The sequence below is a fragment of the Phreatobacter sp. AB_2022a genome (assembly GCF_026847585.1).
In the GTDB taxonomy this organism is placed as follows: Bacteria; Pseudomonadota; Alphaproteobacteria; order Rhizobiales; family Phreatobacteraceae; genus Phreatobacter.
In genome coordinates, this window is record NZ_JAPSET010000003.1 from 251,331 (window position 1) to 274,867 (window position 23,537).

General features: G+C 68.2%; 21 protein-coding genes. 16 read left to right on the forward strand and 5 right to left on the reverse strand.

What is annotated here, in order from left to right:
- Positions 1-6 precede the first annotated feature (6 nt).
- From OZ671_RS03910 to OZ671_RS03930, 5 genes are read left to right on the forward strand one after another with little or no spacing between them, the layout of a single operon-like run.
- Positions 7-984 carry an ABC transporter permease gene (locus OZ671_RS03910; protein WP_103167827.1) on the forward strand — a complete coding sequence of 326 codons (978 nt, stop codon included), beginning with the start codon at positions 7-9 and terminating at the stop codon, positions 982-984.
- The gene (locus OZ671_RS03915) at positions 977-1,867 is read left to right on the forward strand and encodes an ABC transporter permease (protein ID WP_268859506.1); all 891 of its coding nucleotides are present in this window, start codon (positions 977-979) and stop codon (positions 1,865-1,867) included. Before OZ671_RS03910 ends, OZ671_RS03915 begins: the two co-directional genes overlap by 8 nt.
- A gap of 5 nt (positions 1,868-1,872) precedes the next feature.
- Positions 1,873-2,889 (forward strand): ABC transporter ATP-binding protein, encoded by a 1,017-nt coding sequence (locus OZ671_RS03920; RefSeq protein WP_268859507.1) that lies wholly within the window; start codon positions 1,873-1,875, stop codon positions 2,887-2,889.
- Complete coding sequence (locus OZ671_RS03925; protein WP_268859508.1) at positions 2,886-3,923, forward strand: ABC transporter ATP-binding protein; 1,038 nt, start codon at positions 2,886-2,888, stop codon at positions 3,921-3,923. The genes OZ671_RS03920 and OZ671_RS03925 overlap by 4 nt, the downstream gene beginning before the upstream one ends.
- Positions 3,920-5,176, forward strand: coding sequence for a M20/M25/M40 family metallo-hydrolase (locus tag OZ671_RS03930; RefSeq protein WP_268859509.1), 1,257 nt, complete (start codon positions 3,920-3,922; stop codon positions 5,174-5,176). Before OZ671_RS03925 ends, OZ671_RS03930 begins: the two co-directional genes overlap by 4 nt.
- A 57-nt stretch (positions 5,177-5,233) precedes the next feature.
- Here the strand turns inward: OZ671_RS03930 and OZ671_RS03935 are convergent, their stop codons facing one another.
- Complete coding sequence (locus OZ671_RS03935) at positions 5,234-6,094, reverse strand: LysR substrate-binding domain-containing protein (RefSeq protein ID WP_268859510.1); 861 nt, start codon at positions 6,092-6,094, stop codon at positions 5,234-5,236.
- A gap of 141 nt (positions 6,095-6,235) precedes the next feature.
- On the opposite strand from OZ671_RS03935, the gene OZ671_RS03940 reads away from it, so the two are divergent.
- From OZ671_RS03940 to OZ671_RS03960, 5 genes are all read left to right on the forward strand, one after another.
- Positions 6,236-7,456, forward strand: a complete 1,221-nt coding sequence (locus OZ671_RS03940; RefSeq protein WP_268859511.1) for a saccharopine dehydrogenase family protein — start codon at positions 6,236-6,238, stop codon at positions 7,454-7,456.
- Positions 7,453-8,922 carry an aldehyde dehydrogenase family protein gene (locus tag OZ671_RS03945; RefSeq protein ID WP_268859512.1) on the forward strand — a complete coding sequence of 490 codons (1,470 nt, stop codon included), beginning with the start codon at positions 7,453-7,455 and terminating at the stop codon, positions 8,920-8,922. The genes OZ671_RS03940 and OZ671_RS03945 overlap by 4 nt, the downstream gene beginning before the upstream one ends.
- A 120-nt stretch (positions 8,923-9,042) precedes the next feature.
- The gene (locus OZ671_RS03950) at positions 9,043-11,079 is read left to right on the forward strand and encodes a hydantoinase/oxoprolinase family protein (protein ID WP_268859513.1); all 2,037 of its coding nucleotides are present in this window, start codon (positions 9,043-9,045) and stop codon (positions 11,077-11,079) included.
- Positions 11,080-11,084: 5 nt separating this feature from the next.
- Positions 11,085-12,764, forward strand: a complete 1,680-nt coding sequence (locus tag OZ671_RS03955; protein ID WP_268859514.1) for a hydantoinase B/oxoprolinase family protein — start codon at positions 11,085-11,087, stop codon at positions 12,762-12,764.
- A gap of 46 nt (positions 12,765-12,810) precedes the next feature.
- Positions 12,811-13,980, forward strand: coding sequence for an ABC transporter substrate-binding protein (locus OZ671_RS03960; protein ID WP_268859515.1), 1,170 nt, complete (start codon positions 12,811-12,813; stop codon positions 13,978-13,980).
- A gap of 7 nt (positions 13,981-13,987) precedes the next feature.
- Here the strand turns inward: OZ671_RS03960 and OZ671_RS03965 are convergent, their stop codons facing one another.
- The 4 genes from OZ671_RS03965 to sdhC all read right to left on the reverse strand — a co-directional run bounded on the left by OZ671_RS03965 (position 13,988) and on the right by sdhC (position 17,448).
- A complete protein-coding gene (locus OZ671_RS03965; protein WP_268859516.1) occupies positions 13,988-14,542 on the reverse strand; it encodes a hypothetical protein in 555 nt (184 codons plus the stop codon).
- 174 nt (positions 14,543-14,716) lie between these two features.
- Positions 14,717-16,537 carry a succinate dehydrogenase flavoprotein subunit gene (gene sdhA / locus OZ671_RS03970; protein WP_268859517.1) on the reverse strand — a complete coding sequence of 607 codons (1,821 nt, stop codon included), beginning with the start codon at positions 16,535-16,537 and terminating at the stop codon, positions 14,717-14,719.
- A gap of 81 nt (positions 16,538-16,618) precedes the next feature.
- Complete coding sequence (gene sdhD, locus OZ671_RS03975; protein ID WP_038308708.1) at positions 16,619-17,014, reverse strand: succinate dehydrogenase, hydrophobic membrane anchor protein; 396 nt, start codon at positions 17,012-17,014, stop codon at positions 16,619-16,621.
- A gap of 26 nt (positions 17,015-17,040) precedes the next feature.
- Positions 17,041-17,448 carry a succinate dehydrogenase, cytochrome b556 subunit gene (gene sdhC / locus OZ671_RS03980; RefSeq protein WP_038308684.1) on the reverse strand — a complete coding sequence of 136 codons (408 nt, stop codon included), beginning with the start codon at positions 17,446-17,448 and terminating at the stop codon, positions 17,041-17,043.
- A gap of 217 nt (positions 17,449-17,665) precedes the next feature.
- Here sdhC and zapE point away from each other — a divergent pair, with 217 nt between their 5' ends.
- From zapE to sucC, 6 genes are all read left to right on the forward strand, one after another.
- The gene (zapE, locus tag OZ671_RS03985) at positions 17,666-18,841 is read left to right on the forward strand and encodes a cell division protein ZapE (RefSeq protein ID WP_268859518.1); all 1,176 of its coding nucleotides are present in this window, start codon (positions 17,666-17,668) and stop codon (positions 18,839-18,841) included.
- 140 nt (positions 18,842-18,981) lie between these two features.
- Positions 18,982-19,710 (forward strand): DUF1003 domain-containing protein, encoded by a 729-nt coding sequence (locus OZ671_RS03990; RefSeq protein WP_268859519.1) that lies wholly within the window; start codon positions 18,982-18,984, stop codon positions 19,708-19,710.
- On the forward strand, positions 19,694-20,332 hold the full coding sequence (locus tag OZ671_RS03995; protein ID WP_268859520.1) for a TetR/AcrR family transcriptional regulator: 639 nt from the start codon (positions 19,694-19,696) through the stop codon (positions 20,330-20,332). Before OZ671_RS03990 ends, OZ671_RS03995 begins: the two co-directional genes overlap by 17 nt.
- A gap of 230 nt (positions 20,333-20,562) precedes the next feature.
- On the forward strand, positions 20,563-21,285 hold the full coding sequence (locus OZ671_RS04000; RefSeq protein WP_268859521.1) for a carbonic anhydrase: 723 nt from the start codon (positions 20,563-20,565) through the stop codon (positions 21,283-21,285).
- A 345-nt stretch (positions 21,286-21,630) separates the two neighbouring features.
- Positions 21,631-22,596: a malate dehydrogenase gene (mdh, locus tag OZ671_RS04005; protein WP_038308681.1), complete on the forward strand. Its 966-nt coding sequence runs from the start codon at positions 21,631-21,633 to the stop codon at positions 22,594-22,596.
- A gap of 113 nt (positions 22,597-22,709) precedes the next feature.
- On the forward strand, positions 22,710-23,537 hold an 828-nt coding region (sucC, locus tag OZ671_RS04010), incomplete at its 3' end, for an ADP-forming succinate--CoA ligase subunit beta (protein ID WP_268859522.1).

Below are 23,537 nucleotides of genomic sequence, written 5' to 3' on the forward strand. Positions count from 1 at the left end.
AGCGCGGTGGACGGCCTGCGGCTCATCGCCCGGCGCCTGATGCACATGCTGGTCACGCTGTTCCTGGTGCTGACCATGATGTGGGCGCTGTTCCGCCTGGTACCGGGCGACCCCCTCGTGGTGTTTCTCGGCCAGGGCCAGCTCGGGCCCGAGCAGCTCGAGCAATTGCGCCGGGCCTGGGGGCTCGACCGGCCGCTCTGGCAGCAATACCTGTCCTATATCGCCAATTTCCTGACCGGCGACCTCGGCCTCTCCTTCGCGTTCCGGCGGCCGGTCCTGGAGGTCCTGGCCGAGCCGCTCCTGAACACCGTCATCCTGATGGCGCCGGCCATGGCGCTGTCGATCAGCCTGGCGGTCAAGGGCGGCTCCTGGCTCGGCTGGCGGCGCGGCACCCGCGCCGAATCCTGGATCAGCCTGGCGCTGCTCGTGCCGCGCACCCTGCCGGTGTTCTGGCTCGCGATCATCGTCGTGGTGATCTTCTCCTACCAGCTCGAATGGTTCCCCATGGGCGGCATGCGCACCATGGCCTTCATCCCCGAGACCTGGTGGGAGGAGCTCCCGGGCTTCGATCTCGCCCAGCATCTCGCGCTGCCGCTCATGGTCGCCGTGCTGAACTCGGTGTCCGACCCGCTGCTCGTCATGCGCACCAGCATGATCGAGGTGGCCAACGAGGACTATCTGACCTATGCCCGCGCCAAGGGGCTGACCGAGCGCCAGGTGCAAGCGGTCGCCCAGCGCAACGCGCTGATGCCGATCATCACCTATTCGGCGATCATGATCGGCTTCGCCTTCGGCGGCCAGGTGCTGCTCGAATATGTCTTCTCCTGGCCCGGCATGGGCCAGCTGATGGTCAATGCCGTGAACAACCGCGACTATCCGGTCGCGCAGGCGGCCTTCTTCCTGATGGCCTTCGTCGTCATCTTCATGAACTTCCTGACCGATCTCATCTACATCGTGGTCGACCCGAGGGTGCGCTATGAGTGACGCTGCCCCGCTCCACCGCCCGGGCCGGCGCCTGGTCCTGCCCGAGATCCTCGCCGTGCCCCTCGGCTCTGCCGGCGGCATCGTCGGCACGATCATCCTCGTGCTGTTCAGCCTCGCCGCGGCCTTGGCGCCGCTGATCGCGCGGACCGATCCGTTCCAGATCCTCTATCTCGCCGACGGCAGCGTCGCGCGCCTGCTCTCGCCCGCCGAGCACGCCCCGCTCGGCACCGACTTCTACGGCCGCGACATCTTCTCCCAGCTCGTCTTCGGCACCCGCACGGCAATCATCGTCAGCACCATCTCCACCCTGTGCATGACGATCGTCGGCACCAATATCGGCCTCGTCTCGGCCTATTACGGCGGGCGCGCCGACCGCGTCCTGATGCGCATCACGGACCTTGCCTTCGCGGTGCCGTTCCTGCCCTTCGCGGTGATCCTGGTGGCGCTGCTCCAGCCCTCGATCTGGAACATCATCTTCACCATCTCCTGCCTGATGTGGCGCTCGACCGCCCGGATCATCCGGAGCCAGGTGCTGAGCATCAAGGAGCGCACCTTCATCAAGGCGGCGCGCGTCGCGGGCGCGAGCGATGCGCGCATCATCTATCTCCACATCTTCCCGAACGTCCTGCCGCTCGCCCTGCTCTATGTGGTGTTCGGCGTGTCCTGGGCCGTCCTGTCCGAAGCAAGCCTCGCCTTTCTCGGCTTCGGCGACCCCGACATGGTCAGCTGGGGCCAGATGCTCAACCACGCCTATGCCTCGGCCTCGATCCGGTCGGCCTGGTGGTGGACCGTGCCCCCCGGCCTCTGCATCACCCTGTTCGTCATGGCGGTGTTCCTGATCGGCCGCGAATACGAGCGCTACGCCAACCCGAAGATCAGGTGAGCCCGGTGTCCTTTCTCTCCATCCGCGGACTGGATGTGCACTATGCAACGCGCGGCGCCACGCTCAGGGTGCTGCGCGGCATCGACCTCGACATCGAGCGCGGCCAATCGCTCGGCCTCGTCGGCGAATCCGGCTGCGGCAAGTCGACGCTCGCCGCCGCCATCCTGCGCCTCCTGCCCGGCAATGGCCGGATCGCCTCGGGCGAGATCCGCCTCGACGGCACGGATATCGCAAGCGTCGACGCCGAGACCATGCGGCTGAAGCGCTGGAAGGAGATCGCCTACGTACCGCAGAGCGCGGCCACCTCGCTGTCGCCGGTGACGACCCTGTTCACCCAGTTCGTCGAGGCCTGGAACGTTCACGCCAAGCCCGACCGGCAGCGCCTGCGCGAACGCGCCGAGCAGCTGTTCCGCGACGTCGAGCTGTCGCCGCGCTGGCTCGACGCCTACCCGCACCAGTTCTCGGGCGGCATGCGCCAGCGGGCCATCATCGCCCTCGCTCTCCTGTTCGAGCCAAGCCTCCTGGTCGCCGACGAGCCGACCACCGGCCTCGACGTGATCGTCCAGCGCCAGGTGCTCGACGTGATCAAGAAGGTACAGCGGCAGCATGGCACCACGCTGGTCTTCGTCAGCCACGATATCGGCGTCATCGCCGAGCTCTGCAGCCGCCTCGCCGTCATGTATGCCGGCGAACTGGTGGAATTCGGCGCGACGCGCGCGATCATCCCGGAGCCCTGGCATCCCTATACGATCGCGCTGAAGCGCGCCTTTCCCGACATCCGCCATCCCGACCACGAGCTGCACAGCATTCCCGGCCAGCCGCCCTCGCTCGCCGATCCGCCGCGCGCCTGCGTCTTCGCCGCGCGCTGCCCCTTCGCGCGGGAGCGGTGCCGGGCCGAGAAGCCGATGCCGCGCGCCATGCCCGACGGCCGGCGCGTCGCCTGCCATTTCGCCGAACAGGCCGAGGCCATGCGTGCCAGCATCATGTCCGGCGCCGCCATCTATCCCATGGAGGCAGCATGACCACCCGGCAGGTCCTGGAGCTCAGCGGCATCTCCAAGGTCTTCGCCTCGAGCGGCGGCCTGCGCTCGCTGATCGGCGGCGGCGGGCGGCCGGTCTCGGCGCTCAAGGACCTGTCGCTCGCGCTCGGCGCCGGCGAGATCCTGGGGGTCGTCGGCGAGAGCGGCAGCGGCAAGTCGACGCTCGGCAACATCATCCTGGGCCTCGAACAGCCGACCACCGGCACCATGCTGGTGGACGGCAAGGCCGGCCAGGGCCTGAGGCGCGGCGACCGCCTCGCCTTCCGCCGCCGCGTGCAGATGATCTTCCAGGATCCGTCGGGCTCGCTCAACCCGCGCTTCACCATCGGCCGGACGGTCGAGGAGCCGCTCGTCATCCACGGGCTCGGCGACGCGGCCGAACGGCGCCGGCGCATGCTCGCGGCGCTCGAAGAGGCCGAGCTGAAGCCCGCCGAGCATTTCGCCGAACGCTTTCCGCACGAGCTCTCGGGCGGCCAGCGCCAGCGCGTCGCGATCGCCCGGGCGGTGATCCTCCGGCCGTCGATCCTGATCGCCGACGAGCCGGTGTCGATGCTCGACGTCTCCGTGCGCGCCGGCATCCTGCGCCTGCTGCGCAAGCTGGTCAGCGGCCACGGCATGTCGCTGGTCTTCATCACCCACGACCTCTCGCTGATCGGCACCATGTGCGACCGGGTGATCATCATGTATCGCGGCTGCGTCGTGGAAAGCGGCGAGGCCAAGGCGGTGATGCGCGCACCGCGCCACCCCTATACGCGCCAGCTGATCGACGCCGTGCCCGTGCCCGACCCCGACTGGGAGCCACCGCCGCTCCTGCTCAAGCCGGGATCGGAGGAAACGCCGGAGACCGGCTGCCGCTTCGCGCCGCGCTGCGACCTCGCCTTCGCGCCCTGCCGGGCCTCGATGCCCGCGCTCCGGCCCGATCCGGCCGGGCATGCGGTCGCCTGCTTCCATGCCGAGACCGCCGGAACGGCCGGTCGGCCCCGGCCAATCGACGACATGATGGACCTTCAGCGATGACCCAATCAGCGATCGAACAGCAGATCCTCGCCTGGATCGAGGAGGACCGCGATGCGCTCGTCCGCTTCCTCTCCGAGTTCATCCGCATCCCGAGCCCCAACCCGCCCGGCGACACACGGGCGGTCGCCGCCTTCGTCGCCGACCATCTGCGAGGCCAGGGCGCGCCCTGCGAGGTGCTCCATGCCCGCGCGGACCTGCCGAACGTCGTCGGTGAATTCGGCACGGGCGCGCCGCACCTGGTGCTCAACGGCCATATCGACGTCTTCCCCGCCGGCCCCGATCATATCTGGGCCTCGGGCGATCCCTGGAGCGGCACGATCGCCGACGGTCGCATCCATGGCCGCGGCGCGGTCGACATGAAATGCGGCACGGCCGCCTCGATCTGGACCTTCATCTATCTGCACCGCCTGCGCGACCAGCTCGCCGGACGGCTTAGCCTGACCTGCGTATCGGACGAGGAGACGGGCGGCCAATGGGGCACCAAATGGCTGCTCGACAGTTTCCCCGACCGCTTCCTCGGCGACTGCTGCCTCAATGGCGAGCCGTCGACACCCGCCACCATCCGCTTCGGCGAGAAGGGCACGCTGCGGCTGCGCTTCGAGGTCGATACGCCCGGCGCGCACGGCGCCTATACCCATGCGAGCCCCAACGCGATCCGGGTGGCGAGCGAACTGATCCTCGACCTCTACCGCCTGACCGACATGCCGGTGGTGCAGCCGGACGCGATCGCGCGCGCCATCGAAGCGAGCTTTCCGGCCATGGACAAGGCGGTCGGCCAGGGAACCTCGACCATCCTGAACCGGGTCACCGTATCGATCGGCACGATCAAGGGCGGGCTGAAGGTCAACATGCTGCCCGGCCACTGCGAATTCGAGGTCGACATCCGCCTGCCGGTCGGCATGACCGGAGCGGCCGTGATGGCCGAGATCGAGACGATCCTCGGACGCTATCCCGCCGCCAAGGTGACCCGGCTCGACGCGCATTCGAGCGATCCGACCGCCAGCCCGCCCGACGACCGCATGGTCGGGATCCTCAAGGACGTGGTCGGCGCGCTCGGCTGGCCGGCGCCGGTGCCGGCCGTCAGCCTCGGGGCGACCGATACCCGTTATTGGCGCAAGGCGAACATCCCCGCCTATTATTACGGCTGCACGCCGACCGGCATGGCCAAGGCGGACGAAGCGGTCAGCATCGAGGAATATCTGCACATGGTGCGCACGCACGCCCTTGCGTCGGCGCGCTATCTCGCACGATAGGGGCCGCGATCCAGCCCCGAGACGCGGTGCCGGCGCTGTCCGGTCGGGCAGGTCTGCCTATGCTGCACCGATCTGCGCGACGAACATCTCGACGAAGCTCTCGGCGCTCGCACGCGCCGAGGGCCCGGGACAGATGACGAAATAGGGGTTCGGCGCGGGCACCGAGACGTCGAACAGCCTGACCAGCGTGCCGCGCCTGAGATCCTCGGCGCACAGGATGGACGTGCCCACGGCGACGCCGCAGCCGTCCCGCGCGGCCATCAGCGATGCCGCGGCATTCGGGAAATAGATCTGCTGGGCGAACTGGATGTCGCGCGGCGCGGCGGCGCTCAGAACCCGCATCCAGTCTCCACCGGCATCGGCGTGCAGGCCGACGCAGCGTTCGAGATCGTCGACGCCCTCGATCGAGAGCTCGTATTTGAGCTCCGGCGCGCAGACGGCGAAATAGGTCTCGGCCCCGAGAATGGCGACCCGCGCCCCCGGGATCGCGCGTTCGCCATAGGAGATGACGACGTCCATCGTTTCATTCGCGGCGTCGATCGGAAACAGGCGGACGGTCATCCGCGGATATTTCCGGCAATAGGCCCTGACGATGCCGTTGAGGCGCGAGGCGGCGAGCGCGGGGGCGCAGGCGACGTAGAGCTCGCCTTCCATCTGTTCCGCCGCGGCGACCGAACGGCAGGCATTGCGGATGTCGTGGAAGGCATGGCTCAGCCGGTCGTGCAGGAGGGAGCCCTCCTTGGTGAGCTGCAGCACGCGCTTGCTGCGGACGACCAGCCGTTCACCCAGCTCCTGCTCCAGCTGGCGGATCTGATAGCGGATGGCACCCGGCGTGACGTTGAGCTGCCGGGCGGCCGCGGCGATGCCGCCGGAGCTTGCGGCTTGATGGAACGACCGCAGGGCCGTCAGGTTGAGCATGGCCAGATTCCGTCAAATGAATTGACGAACTCTGCGAATATTGTTCGCTTGCGTCAATCTACCTCCCACATATCCTTCCCTCTGCCGATTGTGGCTCCCGAACGAGCCGCCAGAAGAGCAACGGCAGAGGAGGGATGCGGCGTGAAGATCCTGGTTCTTGGAGCGGCCGGAGCCATGGCTAGCGGGACGGTGAAGGACCTGACCGCGCGCTATTCGCGCAATGTCACCGACATCGTGCTGGCCGACATTTCGGCCGAGCCGCTGCAGCGCCTGACGGCGGCGATCGGCGATCCGCGCGTCAGCGCCACCGTTCTCGACATCACCGACAGGGCCAGCCTCGGCGCCGCGCTCCGCCGCGCCGATCTCTGCATCAACGCCATCCCGACCTTCGCCGGCCATCAGATGGCGATCTTCGAGGCCTGCTACGAAGCCGGGGTCGCCTATGTCGACTTCGGCGGCATGGGCGTCGTCACCGTCGAGCAGAAGGCGCATCACGCGCGCTGGCAGGCGGCCGGGCTCACCGCGATCCTCGGCCTGGGAGCCGATCCCGGCATTTCCAACGTCATCTGCAAGGCCGTCGCCGAACGGCTCGACCGGATCGACGCGATCAACCTCTATTGGGCCGCGCGCCGGTTCGGACCGGAGAGCCCGGTCCTGGTGCCGCCCTATGCGGTTTCGACGGTTCTGGCCGAATATGCCAATCCCTCGCGCCAGTTCATCGACGGCGCCCTGGTCGACGTCGCCGCCCAGTCCGGGCACGAGACGCTGGTTCTGCCCGAGCCGTTCGGGCCGACGCAGTTCATGTTCAGCCAGCATTCCGAGCCGCTCACCGTTCCCTTCGCCGACGGCATCCGCGACAAGGGCATCCGGCAGTTCACCTGGAAACTCCACCTGCCCGAGCGCGAGCACGAAGCCTGGATCGGCCTGGTCAAGGCGGGATTCGGCGAGTTCGACGATCCGCTCGTCGTCGACGGCCATGCGCTGACGCCCGGCCGGTTTCTCGACGCGCTCATCCGCCGCAACGTCGAGCGCAACCACGCGCGCATTCCCGCCTCCACGGTCAGCGACATCCATCTCGCCATCGGCCGCGGCGAGCGGCACGGCAAGCCCGCCACCGTGAACTGCGCCGTGCTCGGTTCGAGCGAGGATCCGCTCTATGAGGGCTATGTCGACCCGGCGACATCGATGGGCCTGTCGATCGGCGTTCAGCTCATGGGCGACCGCGCCCTCAAGCCCGGCGTGTGGGGGCCGGAGGAATATTTCGACGTCGAGGCCTTCCTGCGCGAGCTCACGGCGCGCCATTTCACCGTCGCGACCGACATTCCCGTCGGGCGGCCGGACGGCACGGGCAGGCCGGCATGAGGACGCAACTCTTCATCGACGGCGGTTTCGTCGACGCCCATGCGGGCCGGACCCTGGCGAGCATCGATCCGGCGACGGAAGCCGTGCTCGGCATGGCCGCCGCCGGCGATAAGGCCGATATCGACCGGGCGGTCGCAGCCGCCGTCCGTGCCTTCGCCGGCGACTGGCGGCGGACCACCGGTGCCCAGCGGGCGGTCTTGCTGCGCCGCATCGCGGCGGCGATCGCCAGCGAGCGCGAGGCGCTGGCGCGCCTCGAAGTGCAGGACAACGGCAAGCCGCTCGCCGAAGCCCAGTGGGACGTCGACGATGCCGCCGCCTGCTTCCAGTTCTACGCCGATCTCGCCGACGAGCTCGATGACGCGCGCAGCACGGACATCGCCCTGCCCGACCAGCGCTTCGAGAGCCGCGCCCGCCAGGAACCGATCGGCCCCTGCGGCCTCATCGTGCCCTGGAACTATCCGCTGCTGATGGCCGCCTGGAAGGTTGCCCCCGCCCTTGCCGCCGGCTGCACCGCGGTCCTCAAGCCATCGGAAGTGACGCCTTTTTCCGCGATCCGGCTGGCGGAGATCTGCGCCGAGGCCGGCCTGCCGCCCGGCGTCCTGAACGTCGTCACCGGTTTTGGCCACGAGGCCGGCGCCGCCCTTGTGGCGCACCCGGACATCCGCAAGATCGCCTTCACCGGCAGCGTGCCCACGGGGCAGCGCGTCATGCGCGCCGCCGCCGAAGGCACCAGGCCGGTCAGCCTCGAGCTCGGCGGCAAGTCGGCCATCATCGTCTTCGACGATGTCGACATCGACCATGCCATCGCCTGGATCATGTTCGGCATCTTCTGGAACCAGGGCCAGGTCTGCTCGGCCACGTCGCGCCTGATCGTCGAGCGCAGCATCGCCCCCCGCCTCACGGACCGGCTGATCGAGGCCGCGTCCGCGATCCCGATCGGCAGCGGGCTCGAGCCGGCGACCAGACTCGGCCCGCTGGTCAGCCGCGAGCAATATGGCAAGGTGCTCGGCTTCATCGAGCGCGCCAGGAACGGCGCGGCACTGGTGGCCGGCGGCGGGCGCCCCGCACATCTCGCGCGCGGCTTCTTCCTGGAGCCGACCATCTTCGCCGACGTGCCGGTCGATCACGAGGTGTGGATCGAGGAGATCTTCGGGCCGGTCCTGGCGATGCGCACCTTCGCGGCGGAGAGCGAAGCCATCCAGCTCGCCAATGACAGCCGCTTCGGCCTGGCCGCCGCCGTGCTGACGGCCGACACCGTCCGGGCCGACCGCGTCGCCGAGGCGCTGGATGCCGGCATCGTCTGGATCAACTGCTCGCAGCCGACCTTCGTCGAGGCGCCCTGGGGCGGCCGGAAGCACAGCGGCTTCGGCCGCGAGCTCGGGCGCTGGGGCCTCGCCGGCTATCTCGATGTCAAGCAGATCACCCGCTACCGCTCCGCCGCCGCCTGGGACTGGTACCGGTCCTAGCCGCGCGGATCACGCAGTGCCTGCACGAGCCTTCGGCGCGACCGCGATCGGCTGAAGCGAGCGGCCGCGAGCGCGCGCGGCCGCAATCCCTTTGAGTGCCCAGAATCTGGAAGGCAAACGATGGTCAAGATGGCGATCGAGGTCGGGGGAACGTTCACCGATCTCATCTGGATAGAGGACGGCGTGGTCCACAGCCACAAGGTGCCCTCGACGCCCCATGACGCCTCGGCTGGCGTCATCAACGGTCTCGGCGAGGCGCTGAAGTCCGATCTGACGCAGTTGAACGAGCTGTTTCACGGCTCGACCGTGGCGACCAATGCGGTGATCGAGCGCAAGGGCTGCAAGGCGGCGCTCATGACCACCGCCGGCTTCCGCGACGTGCTCGCGCTGCAGCGGCAATTGCGCCCGAACGTCTATGCGATCGCCTGCCGGAAGCCGACGCCGCTGGTTCCGCCGAACCTCTCCATCGAGGCCGTCGAGCGGATCGACCACACCGGCAGCATCGTCCAGCCGCTCGACGAGGCCGCCCTGATCGCGACGGTCGACCGGCTGATGGAGCAGGAACGGCCGGAAGCGCTCGCGGTCTGCCTGCTGCATGCCTATCGCTCGGCGACCCACGAGACCCGGATCCGCGACATCATCGCCGCGCGCTATCCGGACCTGCCGGTCGTGCTGTCCGCCGAGGTCCTGCCGACCTTCCGGGAATATGAGCGCGCCTCCACCACCGCCATGGCGGCCTATCTCGTTCCGCTGGTCGGGCGCTATCTGGAGCGGCTCGAGCGGCATCTGACGACCGGCGCGCCGGCCTGCAACCTCTTCGTCATGCAATCCTCGGGCGGCGTCCTGCCGAGCAAGGTCTCGCGCGCCCGCGGTGTGGAAATGCTGAATTCCGGACCGGCGGCCGGCGTGATCGGTGCCGTCCGCATGGCGGAGGTGATCGGCGACCGCAACGTCATCACTCTCGATGTCGGCGGCACGAGCTCCGACATCTGCCTGATTTCGGGCGGAACCGCCGGCATGACCACGGAGACGGCGGTCGATGGCCTGCCGGTCGGGCTGCCTGGAATCGACATCGCCAATGTCGGCGCCGGCGGCGGCAGCCTCGGCTGGATCGACGCGGGCGGCATGCTGCAGGTCGGCCCGCGGTCGGCCGGCGCCCGGCCAGGACCGGCCTGCTATGGCCATGGCGGCGCCGTACCCGCCCTGACCGACGCGCTGGTCGAGCTCGGCTGGATCCGGCCGCAGCGGTTCCTCGGCGGACGCATGACGCTGCATCCCGACCGGGCGCGCGCAGCCTTGCGCGAATTGGGGGCACCGACGACGACCCCGCCCCAGGCCATGGCGCAGGCCATGATCGACATCGGCGTGGCACATGTCAGCCGCGGCATCCGGCTCGTCTCGGTGCAGCGCGGCCATGATCCCAAGGACTATGCGATCTATGCCTTCGGCGGCATGGGACCGATGATCGGCGCCCTCTCGGCCGAGGAGCTCAAGGTCCGGCGCGTCGTCGTGCCGCCCTATCCCGGCCTGTTCTCCGCGCTCGGCCTGCTGGTCGCGGATCTCAAGCGGGTCTATCGCGAGACCAACCTCATCCCGGTGACCGACACCGTCGCGCGGGATGTCGCCGCCGCCTTCGCCCGGATGAAGGACAAGGCGGTCGTCGAATTCGCCGGCTTTGGCCGCCGCACGGACGAGATCGTCTTCCAGCACGAGCTGGAAATGCGTTTCACCGGCCAGGGCTTCGAGCTCGTCTCGGTGCTCGACCTCGAGCGTCTCGCCACGGAAGGGCACGCCTATGTGCTGGACCTGTTCAGGGCCGCCCATGCCGCGCGCTACGGCACGGCCGCGGCCTCCGGCAAGGTGGAGATCGTCACGCTGCAGCTCACCAGCACGGTGCCGACCGGCAACGGCGTGATGGGGCTGCTCACCCGGCCGCCGGGCCAGGGGGAGGCCGGATCCCGCGCCGACAACGGCACCATTCACTACCGCGGCGCCAGCATCGATTGCCGGTTCTTCTGGCGCGCGGACCTCGGCCCACAGGCGACCGTCGCGGGGCCGGCCATCATCGAAGAGCCCACGGCCACGACCCTGGTGCCGCCCGGCTGGACGGCGACGGTGGACGCCAGCGGCGCCCTCATTCTTGCCGACGAAAGGTGATGCCGATGTCCGCATCCATCGACCAGGCCAGCTTCAACATCATCAGCAACGGACTGCACGGCATCGCCCAGGAGATGGGAGAAAGGCTGGTTCGATCGGCCTATTCGACGATCATCCGCGAGGCGCGCGACTGCTCCACCTCGCTGCTCGACCGCAACGGGCGGATCGTCGCGCAGGCGCAGTTCTGCCCGATCCACATGAACTCCTTCGGCATGGTGTTCCAGGCCTTCGCCCGGCGCTTCGACCTGTCGACGATCCGCCCGAACGAAGGCCTGATCACCAACGATCCCTATAGCGGCGCGCAGCATCTCAACGACATCGTCCTGTTCACGCCGATCTTCTATCGCGACAGGCTGGTCGCCTTCAGCGCCTCGCTCGGCCACCATATCGACGTGGGTGGCGGCGCCGCCGGCCCCAATGCCGGTGCGACCGACGTCTATTCCGAGGGGCTGCGGATTCCGCTGACGCGCTTCGACTTCGACCGCGATCTCGGCGACGGTCTGCTCGAGCAGTTCATCCGCATCAATGTGCGCCCGCCCGACGACGTCATGGGCGACATCTACGCCCAGATCGCCGCCAACCGGACCGGTGAGGCGCGCTTCATCGAAATGATCGAGCGCTTCGGCGAGGACATGGTGCTCGCCGGCGTCGGCGAGCTCCAGGACTATTCGGAACGGCTGGCCCGGCAGGCGATCCTGGCGATCCCCGACGGCACCTATCGGGCCGAGGATTTCGTCGACGACAACGGCTTCACCGACGAGCGGCTGAAGGTCGCGGTGAAGATCGTCGTCGACGGCGACAACCTGACGCTCGACTTCGCCGGCAGCGCCGACCAGACCAAGGGGATCATCAATTCCCCTCTCGCCTCGACGATCTCCGCCGCCTATGGCGCCATCGGCATCCTGCTCGGCGGCGGCGACATCCCGGTCAATGACGGGCTCTATCGGCCGATCCGCACGGTCGACGTGCCCTATGGCAGCTTCCTCAATCCGAGCCAGCCGCGGGCGGTGCGCGCCAGGAACAATGCCTGCCACCGGGTCTACAACGTCATCATGCGGGCCATGGCGGAGGTGGTGCCGGATCGCGTGCTGTGCTCGGGCCACGACACGACCAACGCGATCGGCATGGGCCACATGTCCGCCGATCGCTACCGCGTCTACATGGAGGTGGTGGGCGGCGGCTGGGGCGCCTCGGCCGGCGCGGACGGCGCCGATGTCGTCGACGGCTATGTCGGCAACTGCTCCAACGTGCCCGTCGAGTCGCTCGAGCTGGACTACCCCTTCCTGCGCGTCGAGGAATATGCGCTGCGCCGCGGCTCCGCCGGCGCCGGCGAACGCCGCGGCGGCATGGGCGCGCGCCGCGTCTACCGCATCCTCGACGACGAGGTCTCGTTCAACTCCTATTCGGACCGCTTCAAGATCGCGCCCTGGGGGCTGTTCGGCGGCCAGCCGGGCGAGCCGTCGCGGTTCACCGTCGAGCGCGCCGGCGAGTCTCTCTCCCTGCCCTCGAAAGGCAATTTCCCGCTTCGCGCCGGCGACCGCCTGATCATCGAGACGGCCGGCGGCGGCGGCTATGGCGATCCGTCAAAGCGCGACCCCGCCCTGGTTGCGCGCGAGCTGGCCGACGGCCTCATCGATGCGCGCCAGGCGGCCGAATACAGAGCCAACCAAGCCAAGGGGGACTGAAGACATGAGAAGGCGAAAACTGGCATCTCTCGTTGCATGCGCGTTCATGCTGGCGGCGGCCGCGGCCGCGCCGGCCGCCGCGCGCATCGACAAGCCGACGATCCGCATCGGCGTGCTGAACGACATGAGCGGCCCCTACGCCGATCTCGGCGGCCGGGGATCGGTGGTCGCCGCGCAGCTTGCGGTCGAGGACATGGGCGGCGCCGTCAACGGCGTGCGGATCGAGATCGTCTCCGGCGACCACCAGAACAAGCCCGATATCGGAGCGGCGCTGGCGCGGCGCTGGTTCGACGAGGACGGCGTCGACGCGATCGCCGACGTGCCGGTCTCCTCGGTCGCCCTCGCCGTCCAGGAGATCGGCCGCAGCGCCCGGCGCATCACGCTGATGCAGGGCACAACCTCGGACCTGACCGGCAAGGCCTGCTCGCCCTACAGCACCGCCTGGCACGCCGACACCTATGCCCTGTCGAAGGCGATCGCGCGCGCCGTCACCGGCACGGGCGGCAAGACCTGGTTTTTCATCGCGGCGGACTATGCGTTCGGACGGGCGCTGGCGCGCGACGCGACGACCTTCATCGCCGGCTCGGACGGACAGATCGTCGGCAGCGCCTTCCATCCGCTCAATGCCGGCGACATGGCCTCCTATCTGCTCGCCGCCCAGAGCGCCAAGGCACAGGTCGTCGCACTCCTCAACAGCGGCTCGGACCTGATCAATTCCATCAAGCAGGCCAACGAGTTCGGCATCGTCTCAGGCGGGCAGAAGCTCGTCGCCTTCCTCGTCTACCTCTCCGACGTCCATTCCATCGGGCTCGGCGTGACCCAGGGCATGCTGCTCGCCGACAGCTTCTATTGGGACCGGGACGAGGCGACGCGCGCCTGGTCGGCGCGCTTCTTCGCCAGGACGCAGCGCATGCCGACCACCGAACAGGCCGGCGTCTATGCGTCGATCATGCATTACCTGAAAGCCGTCCAGGCCGAGGATTCGCTCGATGCCGACGCGGTCGCCGCGCGCATGCGCGCCCGTCCGGTCGAATATTTTGGACAGACCGGCTCGATCCGTGCCGACGGGCGCGTGCTCTATCCGCTCACCCTGTTCCAGGTGAAGTCGCCCGGCGAGAGCACCCGTCCGTGGGACTACTACAAGCCGATCGAGCATATCCGGCCGGACGATGCCTTCCGGCCCGCCGCCGACGGCGGCTGCCCGCTGATCCGGTAAAGCCGGCTCAAGCCTGGCCGGCCGCGCCGGCCAGGTGAGCCCGCTCGCGGCGGATGCGGCGGAAGCGCAGGAGCAGACGGAACGCGCGCCCGCCGCGGCCGCCCCGGATCACCCGGGTATAGGCCTGCAGCCGGCGCTTCACCGGGTCGACCAGCCCGTGGGCCCAGACCACCCAGCGGTTCCACATGTCGTAGAGCCGCACGAAGGTCGGGATCTCCAGGAGCTTCGGCTTGCAGGCCTCGAACAGGAAGGCTTCGAGGCCGACCCCGACCACCTTGGCGAGGAAGAACACGCCGCAGCCGAGGATGAAATGGTCGCGCGCGATCAACGCGAGGCCCGCCAGCTTGAACGGGATCAGCACCAGGACCGGCACGACGAAGACGCCGAGCGTCGCATAGGGAGGCAGCCGGGTCAGCCAGTCGTGCAGGGCCTGTTTCAGCCGGGCGAAGGGCAGGAGCGCGACGAGGCGCCAGAGCCAGGGTCCGATGCGCTCCCAGAGCCAGGTCTCGACCAGGATGACGAGGGCGGCCAGGACGATGAAGGGGCGGGCGAAACGGCGCATGGGCGCTCCGAGGTCGGTCGCATCCATTTCGCCGTGCCAATATGTCCCAATGACGGCACGCGCGCGGGCCGCTCATGGCCGGGCTGTTTCAATGCCGCGGGCCGGCCCCGGAAAGCCATCGGGCCGGCCATCCGGCCAGCCCGATAACGTCAAAGCCGCAGGATGCGGAGAATGTCAGTACACGCGGGCCTTGGGCTCGATGTACTGGATGTCGTTGGTCATGGTGTAGGTATGCACCGGCCGATAGTCGATCGTCACCGTCTTGGCGGCGTCGTCGGCAAAGGCCAGGGTGTGCTTCATCCATTCCTTGTCGTTGCGCTCGGCATAGTCCTCGCGCGCATGGGCGCCACGGCTTTCCTTGCGGTTGGCCGCCGAATCCATGGTCACGACCGCCTGGGAGATCAGGTTGTCGAATTCGAGCGTCTCGATCAGGTCGGAATTCCAGACCAGCGACCGGTCGGTGGTGCGGATGTCGGACGCCCCCTGCCAGACCTCGTGGATCAGCTTCTGGCCCTCTTCCAGCACCTCGCCGGTGCGGAACACCGCGCAGTTCGACTGCATGATGCCCTGCATGCGGGCGCGCAGCTGGGCCGTCGGCGTGCCGCCCGAGGCGTGGCGCAGCTTGTCGAGGCGCGACAGCGCCAGCTCGGAGGCGTCCTTCGGAAGGTCCTGGTGCTTCTCGCCCGCCACCACCGTCTCGGCGGCGCGCAGGCCGGCGGCGCGGCCGAACACGACGAGATCGATGAGCGAGTTGGAGCCGAGCCGGTTGGCGCCGTGCACGGAGACACAGGCCGCCTCGCCGATCGCCATCAGGCCGGGGACGATGGCGTCGGGATCGCCGCCCTTCTTGGTATAGACCTCGCCGTGATAGTTCGTGGGGATGCCGCCCATATTGTAGTGGACGGTCGGGATGACCGGGATCGGCTCCTTGGTGACGTCGACACCGGCGAAGATCTTGGCGCTTTCCGAAATGCCCGGCAGGCGTTCGTGCAGGATCTTCGGGTCGAGATGGTCGAGGTGCAGGTAGATGTGGTCCTTGTTCTTGCCGACGCCCCGGCCCTCGCGGATCTCCATGGTCATGGAGCGCGAGACGACGTCGCGCGAGGCGAGGTCCTTGGCCGAGGGGGCATAGCGCTCCATGAAGCGCTCGCCTTCGGAATTGGTGAGATAGCCACCCTCGCCGCGCGACCCCTCGGTGATCAGGCAGCCCGAGCCGTAGATGCCGGTCGGGTGGAACTGCACGAACTCCATGTCCTGCAGCGGCAGGCCGGCACGCAGCACCATGGCATTGCCGTCGCCGGTGCAGGTATGGGCCGAGGTCGCCGAGAAATAGGCGCGGCCATAGCCGCCGGTGGCGAGCACCGTCTGGCGGCCGCGGAAGCGGTGCAGCGTGCCGTCGTCCATCTTCAGCGCGACGACGCCGAGGCAGCGGCCGTCCTCGGACATCATCAGGTCGATGGCGAAATATTCGATGAAGAACTCGGCATTGTGGCGCAGCGCCTGGCCGTAGAGCGTGTGCAGGATGGCGTGGCCGGTGCGGTCGGCGGCGGCGCAGGTGCGCTGGGCCGTGCCCTTGCCGTAATGGGTGGTCATGCCGCCGAACGGGCGCTGGTAGATCTTGCCCGCCTCGGTGCGCGAGAACGGCACGCCCCAGTGCTCGAGCTCGTAGACCGCGGCCGGGGCGTTGCGCACCAGATATTCGATCGCGTCCTGGTCGCCGAGCCAGTCCGACCCCTTGACGGTGTCGTACATGTGCCAGCGCCAGTCGTCTTCGCCCATATTGCCGAGCGAGGCGGAAATGCCGCCCTGGGCCGCGACCGTGTGCGAGCGGGTCGGGAACACCTTGGAGATGCAGGCGGTCTTCAGCCCGGCCTCGGCGCAGCCGACGACAGCACGCAGGCCCGCGCCGCCGGCGCCCACGATGACGACGTCATAGGTGTGGTCGGTAATGTCGTAGGCGCGGCCATTGATGGCGGCTGCGGCGGCTTCGGCCATGGCACGATGCTCCTGGTGGCGGCACAAGGGCCGGCGCGAGCGGCGCCCGGCCCCTTGATAACGAAGAGATGCGGCGGCGGATCAGACGCCGAAGGACAGTTTCAGCACGGCAAAGATCGAAGCGAGCCCCACGATCGCCGAGAAGAAGGTGTTGGCGAGCAGAAGGACGATGCGCGGGCCCTCGGCCGGCACATAGTCCTCGATGATCATCTGCATGCCGAGGCGCATGTGGTAGGCGGCCGAAATGATGAACAGGATCAGCGGGATCGCCACGATCGGCGCGCCGAGCGTCGCCTTCACCGCCGAATAGTTGCTGCCGGCCGTCGCGATGATCAGGCCGACGACGAACAGCGAGAGTGGGATGTTGGCGACCGCGGTGACCCGCTGCAGCCAGAAATGTTCGGTGCCGGACCGGGCCGAGCCGAGGCCGCGCACGCGGCCGAGCGGAGTGCGCATGGACGGCTTGAGCTGCGACATGATTTCGTCGGACATCGCTTTTTCCCTCAGAATCCGCCGCGCACCGCATAGGCGACGATCCAGGTCAGGATCGTCAGCACCACCGAACCGATCAGGTTGGCGCGCACCAGCCACTCGCGCTCCTGCGGGCCGAAGCCGCGACCGGTGTCCCAGATGAAGTGCCGGATGCCGCCCAGCATGTGGTGGAACAGCGCCCAGGTATAGCCGAACAGCACGAGGCGGCCGATGAACGAGCCGGCGAACCACTGGAAGGTGGCATAGGCCGCCGGACCCGAGGCGGCGGCGACCAGCCACCAGACCAGGATGAGCGTGCCGAAGAACAGTGCGCCGCCGGTGATGCGGTGCACGATCGACATCATCATCGTCAGCATCGGCCGGTAGATCTGCAGGTGCGGCGACAGCGGGCGCACGGTGATCGGCTTCGGTTCGGCCATGGCAGCTCAAGGTCCTCATCGCTGGCCGTATCGGACGGCCACCTGAATTCAGGCGCCTGTTTACGAAACCGCGCGCCGCGACGCAACGGAGGCCGTGTCCGACAAAAGAGGTAGAACACTTCTTAAATAGGCAATCCTGCCCTGCAGCACAATGATTTGGCGCTTCGCGCGGCCGTGACTTGCGGCGCTTTTCCCGGCCCGCTATTGGCTGGGGCCCATGGCCGATACGCTGTCCCGCTACCAGGCGCTCGTCGATGCCGGTGAGATCTCGTTCGACGCAGCGCAGGCCGCGGTGGCGAAGCGGCTCAACCGTCTCAACGAAGAGCTTGCCGACTACCGTCTGACGCGCCGCAAGTCCTCGGCGCTGGCCTGGCTGTTCTCGCGCGGCGAAAAGCGCGAGCCGGTGACCGGCCTCTACATCTGGGGCGAAGTCGGCCGCGGCAAGACCATGCTGATGGACCTGTTCATGGCCTCGAGCCCGGTCCGCCGCAAGCGCCGCGCCCATTTCCACGAATTCATGGCCGATGTGCACGAGCGCATCCACGCCTATCGCCAGAAGCTGAAGACGGGCGAGGTCAAGGGCGACGATCCGATCGGACCGGTCGCCGCCGAGCTGGCCGAAGAGGCCTGGCTCCTCTGTTTCGACGAATTCGCCGTCACCGACATTGCCGACGCGATGATCCTCGGCCGGCTGTTCACACGCCTCTTCGCCGAGGGCGTGGTGGTGGTCGCAACCTCCAACGTGGTGCCCTCCGAGCTCTACCGCGACGGCCTGAACCGGGCGCTGTTCCTGCCCTTCATCGCCCTGCTCGAACAGAAGATGGCGGTGATCAAGCTGGAATCGCGCACCGATTTCCGCCTGGAAAAGCTCGCCGGCCAGCCGGTCTGGACCGTGCCGACGGGGCCCGCGGCCGATCGGGCCATGGACGAGGCCTGGACCAAGCTGATCGGCGGCGCCGACGCGACGGCGGGCGAGCTGATCGTCAAGGGCCGGCACGTTCCGGTACCGCGCCAGGCCCACGGGGTCGCCCGCTTCTCGTTCTCCGACCTCTGCGAGAAGCCGCTCGGCGCTTCCGACTATCTCGCCATCGCCCACGCCTATCACACGGTGCTGATCGACGGCATTCCGGTCATGCGCGGCCTTGGCCGGCGCAACGAAGCCAAACGGTTCATCACCCTGATCGACGCGCTCTACGACAACCACGTCAAGCTGGTGGCGAGCGCCGATGCCGAGCCGCCGGGCCTCTATCTCTCCGACGAGGGCTTCGAGGTGTTCGAATTCAACCGGACCGCCTCGCGGCTCATCGAAATGCGCTCGGACGACTATCTCGCCGCGCCGCATGGCCGGCGTGCCGAACCCTCCGCCGATACCGGCGGTCTCGTCGAGACCTGACGGATCCGATGCCCGGGCTGCGGCGTTTTTCCCGCCGAGCCCGCCGGTCCTTGCGCGGGGCCCGTCCCGGGGGGCTTGCAGCCGACGGATGCTCGGCGCGCTATACCCGTCGCCAGGCGCCCGCGCGATTCGGGGGATCCATGAGCCGCACGACCGACCAGGACGCACCGCCCCCGGGCCAGGTCTGCCCGATCACCGGCCACCGCATCGCGCGCGGCAACGCCGTTCGCTTCGCGCTGATCCGGCCGGGCCTGGCCGAGCGGATCCTGAAGGACTTTCCCGGCATCAGGCCGGACGATTTCGTCGACCGCACCGCGCTCGCCGCCTATCGCGGCCGCTATGTCGAGGATCTGCTGCGGGCCGAGCGGAACGAACTGACCAGGCTCGAAAGCGAGGTGGTGGCGAGCCTGAAGAACCAGGACATCCTGTCGGTCAATGTCGAGACCGACATCGAGGCCGGCCGCACCTTCGGCGAGCGCGTCGCCGATCACGTGGCCTCGTTCGGCGGCTCGTGGACCTTCATCATCGTCTTCTTCGCCGTACTCGGCATCTGGATGGCGACCAATGTCGCCATCGGCACCGGCGCCTTCGATCCCTACCCGTTCATCCTCCTCAACCTCGTCCTGTCCTGCGTCGCAGCCGTCCAGGCGCCGATCATCATGATGAGCCAGCAGCGGCAGGAGGCCAAGGACCGCAAGCGCTCGGAAAACGACTATCGGGTCAACCTGAAGGCCGAGCTGGAAATCCGCAACCTGCACGAAAAGATCGACCATCTCCTGAACCGGCAATGGGAGCGGCTCGCCGAAATCCAGACCATGCAGATCGACCTCATCCAGGACCTGAAGGCGGCCCGTGGCACGCCGCGCTGACAGCTACCGGCGCCCCGCCGCGCCGCCCGCCGAGGACCGGGTCGAGGCCCGGCTCATCGCCATTGCCGCCGAGCACATCCGCAGGTTCGGACCGGACAAGGTGACGGTGGTGGCGGTCGCGCGCGAGGCCGGCATGAGCCATGCCAACGTCTACCGGTTCTTTCCCTCGAAAGCCGGCCTCGTCGAGGCCGTCGTCGTGGCCTGGGCGCGTTCGGTGGAACTGACGCTCGGCGACATCGCCAATGCGCCAGACCCTGCCGACGACAAGCTGGAACGGTTCCTGACCGCCTGGGCCAAGGCCCAGCGCGACGGCCTCGACCGGGACTCGGCCATCTATGGCGCCTATGCCAGCTTCTGGGAGGGCCGGCGCGACAGCATCATGGCCCACCGGGCGCGCCTGCGCGCCTTTCTGGCCGCCATCGTCGACGAGGGACTGGAGCCCGGGCCGTTCCGCATCCGCGACGAGGAAAAGGCGGTCGCCTTCGTCGCCGACGCCATGCAGCGCTTCATCCACCCGGCCCTGGTGATGGAGACGCGTGACCTGACCCGCGCCCAGGTCGAGGCCCGGGCGGCGCTGATGGCCCGCGTCGTGGTGCGCGCGCTCGTCGCCGGCGCCGTGTGAGGCCAGGCTGTCAGCCGCGGCCGACATCCCGCCCCAAGAACAGGCTCGGCGGGATGGCCGGCAGGCGCCGAACGCCGCGCGATCCGGCCGGCGCGCGGCGGCGGCAAGTCCGGTGTTCCGGGCTGATCGGATGCGGTGCGCGCTCACCTATCGGTAAGGTTGCATCCGCCACAATTTGCCAGCGCTCGACGGTCGACGCGCCGCCCCGCATGGGCAACCCGGATACCATCATGTGCGAAACCTGCGCCACCTTCAGGCAGACCCGCCGCAACGTCCTCGGTCTCGGCGCCCTGGGCGCGCTGGCGGCACTTCATCACCTGTCGCCGGCCGCGGCCAGGGCGGCCGAGGGACCGGCAACGGGCATCACCCCCGACCGGGCGCTGGATCAGCTGAAGGCCGGCAATCGCCGCTTCGTCGACACGCCCCAGTCCTGCGTGGCTGACCTTGCGACGCGGCGGCAGGAGCTCAGCACCGCGCAGGCCCCCTGGGCGACGGTCCTCAGCTGTTCGGACAGCCGCGTGCCGCCCGAGCTCGTCTTTGGCGGCCTCGGGCTCGGCGAACTCTTCGTGGTCCGCAACGCCGGCAACATGGTCGACACCGCGGCCATGGGAACGCTCGAATATGGAGCGGCCGTGCTGAAATCGCCGCTGATCGTCGTGCTCGGCCACGAGCGCTGCGGCGCGGTCGCCGCCGCCTGCGACGTCGTCGCCCGGAACGCCACCTTTCCCGGCGCCATCGGCCGGATGATCGAGCCGATCCTGCCGGCGGCGATCGCCGCGCACGGCCATGCCGGCGATTTCATCGACAATGCCGGACGCGAAAATGTGCGCCGGACCGTCGACCGTCTCCGGACCGCGGGTCCGGTCGTCGCGGAACTGGTGCGGACCGGTCGCGTGGCCATCGTCGGCGCCTATTACCGGCTGGCCAAGGGCGAGGTCGAGTTCCTGGCCTGACCCCGTCGAACGGGCGGTCTCGTCTCTGACAATTTACATTTTTTGAAATTTGTCAGACGCCATTTCCGCAGACATCCTGCCGACCAACCGGCCGTCACGATCTTTTGACGGCCGCGCCTGCGATGCGCAAGGCGTGCGGCGCGGTCGCGCTGCGCCGCACCAAATCATTGCCATCTTTGGTCTTTCACATCCCGGCCGCGGTTCGCCGCACCTGCCTTTCGCCGCCGCTGCAATATCCTGCAAATCATCCGGATACCCAGCTTGAATCCGGCCTGAGATTGTGGATATCGAAGCGGTCATGCGGGACCTCCCGCCCCGGTAACCAGTCCATCGAAAGACCTCCCCATGGCGCGCAAGAAAATCGCACTGATCGGCTCCGGCCAGATCGGCGGCACCCTGGCACTTCTCGCCGGCATCAAGGAACTCGGCGACATCGTGATGTTCGACATCGCCGAAGGCACCGCGAAGGGCAAGTCGCTCGACATCGCGCAGGCTTCCGCGGTGGAGGGTTTCGACGCCCAGCTCTCCGGCACCGGCACCTATGAGGCCATCGAGGGCGCCGACGTCTGCATCGTCACCGCCGGCGTGCCGCGCAAGCCGGGCATGAGCCGCGACGACCTGCTCGGCATCAACCTGAAGGTCATGGAACAGGTCGGCGCCGGCATCAAGAAATATGCCCCGAACGCCTTCGTGGTCTGCATCACCAATCCGCTCGACGCCATGGTCTGGGCGCTGCAGAAGTTCTCCGGCCTGCCGGCCAACAAGGTGGTCGGCATGGCCGGCGTGCTCGACTCCTCGCGCTTCGAGCTGTTCCTCGCCGAGGCGACCGGCGTGTCGATCAAGGACATCCACGCCTGGACGCTCGGCGGCCACGGCGACGACATGGTGCCGATGGTGCGCCATTCGACGGTCGGCGGCGTGCCGCTGCCGCAGCTCGTCAAGTCGGGCTGGCTGACCCAGGACAAGCTCGATGCCATCGTCGAGCGCACCCGCAAGGGCGGCGGCGAGATCGTCGCCCTGCTCGGCAACGGCTCGGCCTTCTATGCGCCGGCCGCCTCCGCCATCGCCATGGCCGAGAGCTACCTGAAGGACAAGAAGCGCGTCCTGCCGTCGGCCGCCTATCTCACCGGCCAGTATGGCGTGAAGGACATGTATGTCGGCGTGCCCGTGCTGATCGGCGCCGGCGGCGTCGAGAAGATCGTCGAGTTCGACCTCGACAAGGGCGAGCAGGAGATGTTCGCCAAGTCGGTCGCCTCGGTGAAGGGCCTCGTCGAGGCCTGCAAGACCATCGCCCCGGACCTGGCGAAATAAGACGTCACGCAAGCCGGTTACTGAAGACCTCGGTATGACGCGGCGGCCGGCTCGGGCTGCCGCGGCCGGCTCCTCAAAAACCCACGCGGCAGGACCGCCAAGCGAGAGATGCGATGAACATCCATGAATACCAGGCGAAAGCGCTCCTGAAGGAGTTCGGGGCGCCGGTCTCCAACGGCATTGCGATCTTCAAGCCGTCGGAGGCCAAGGCCGCCGCCAAGAAGCTCGGCGGCCCGCTCTGGGTGGTGAAGTCCCAGATCCATGCCGGCGGCCGCGGCAAGGGCAAGTTCAAGGAGAAGTCGGCGGGCGACAAGGGCGGCGTGCGGCTCGCCAAGTCGATCGAGGAGGTCGAGGCCTTCGCCAAGCAGATGCTGGGCGCAACGCTCGTGACCATCCAGACCGGCCCGGCCGGCAAACAGGTCAACCGTCTCTACATCGAGGACGGCTCGGACATCGCCAAGGAATTCTACCTGTCGATGCTGGTCGACCGCGAGACCGGCCGCACCGCCTTCGTCGTCTCGACCGAGGGCGGCATGGACATCGAGGAGGTCGCCCACAAGACGCCGGAGAAGATCAAGACCTTCTCGATCGACCCGGCGACCGGCTTCATGCCGCATCACGGCCGCACCGTGGCCAAGGCGCTCGGCCTGTCCGGCGACCTCGCAAGACAAGCCGAGACGGTCGCGGGCATCCTCTACAAGGCCTTCGTCGCCAAGGACATGGCGATGCTCGAGATCAACCCGCTGATCGTCACCAAGGACGACAAGCTGAAGGTGCTCGACGCGAAGGTGTCGTTCGACTCCAACGCGCTCTACCGCCATCCCGACGTGATGGAACTGCGCGACATCACCGAGGAGGACGAGAAGGAGATCGAGGCGTCGAAATACGACCTCGCCTATATCGCGCTCGACGGCACGATCGGCTGCATGGTCAACGGCGCT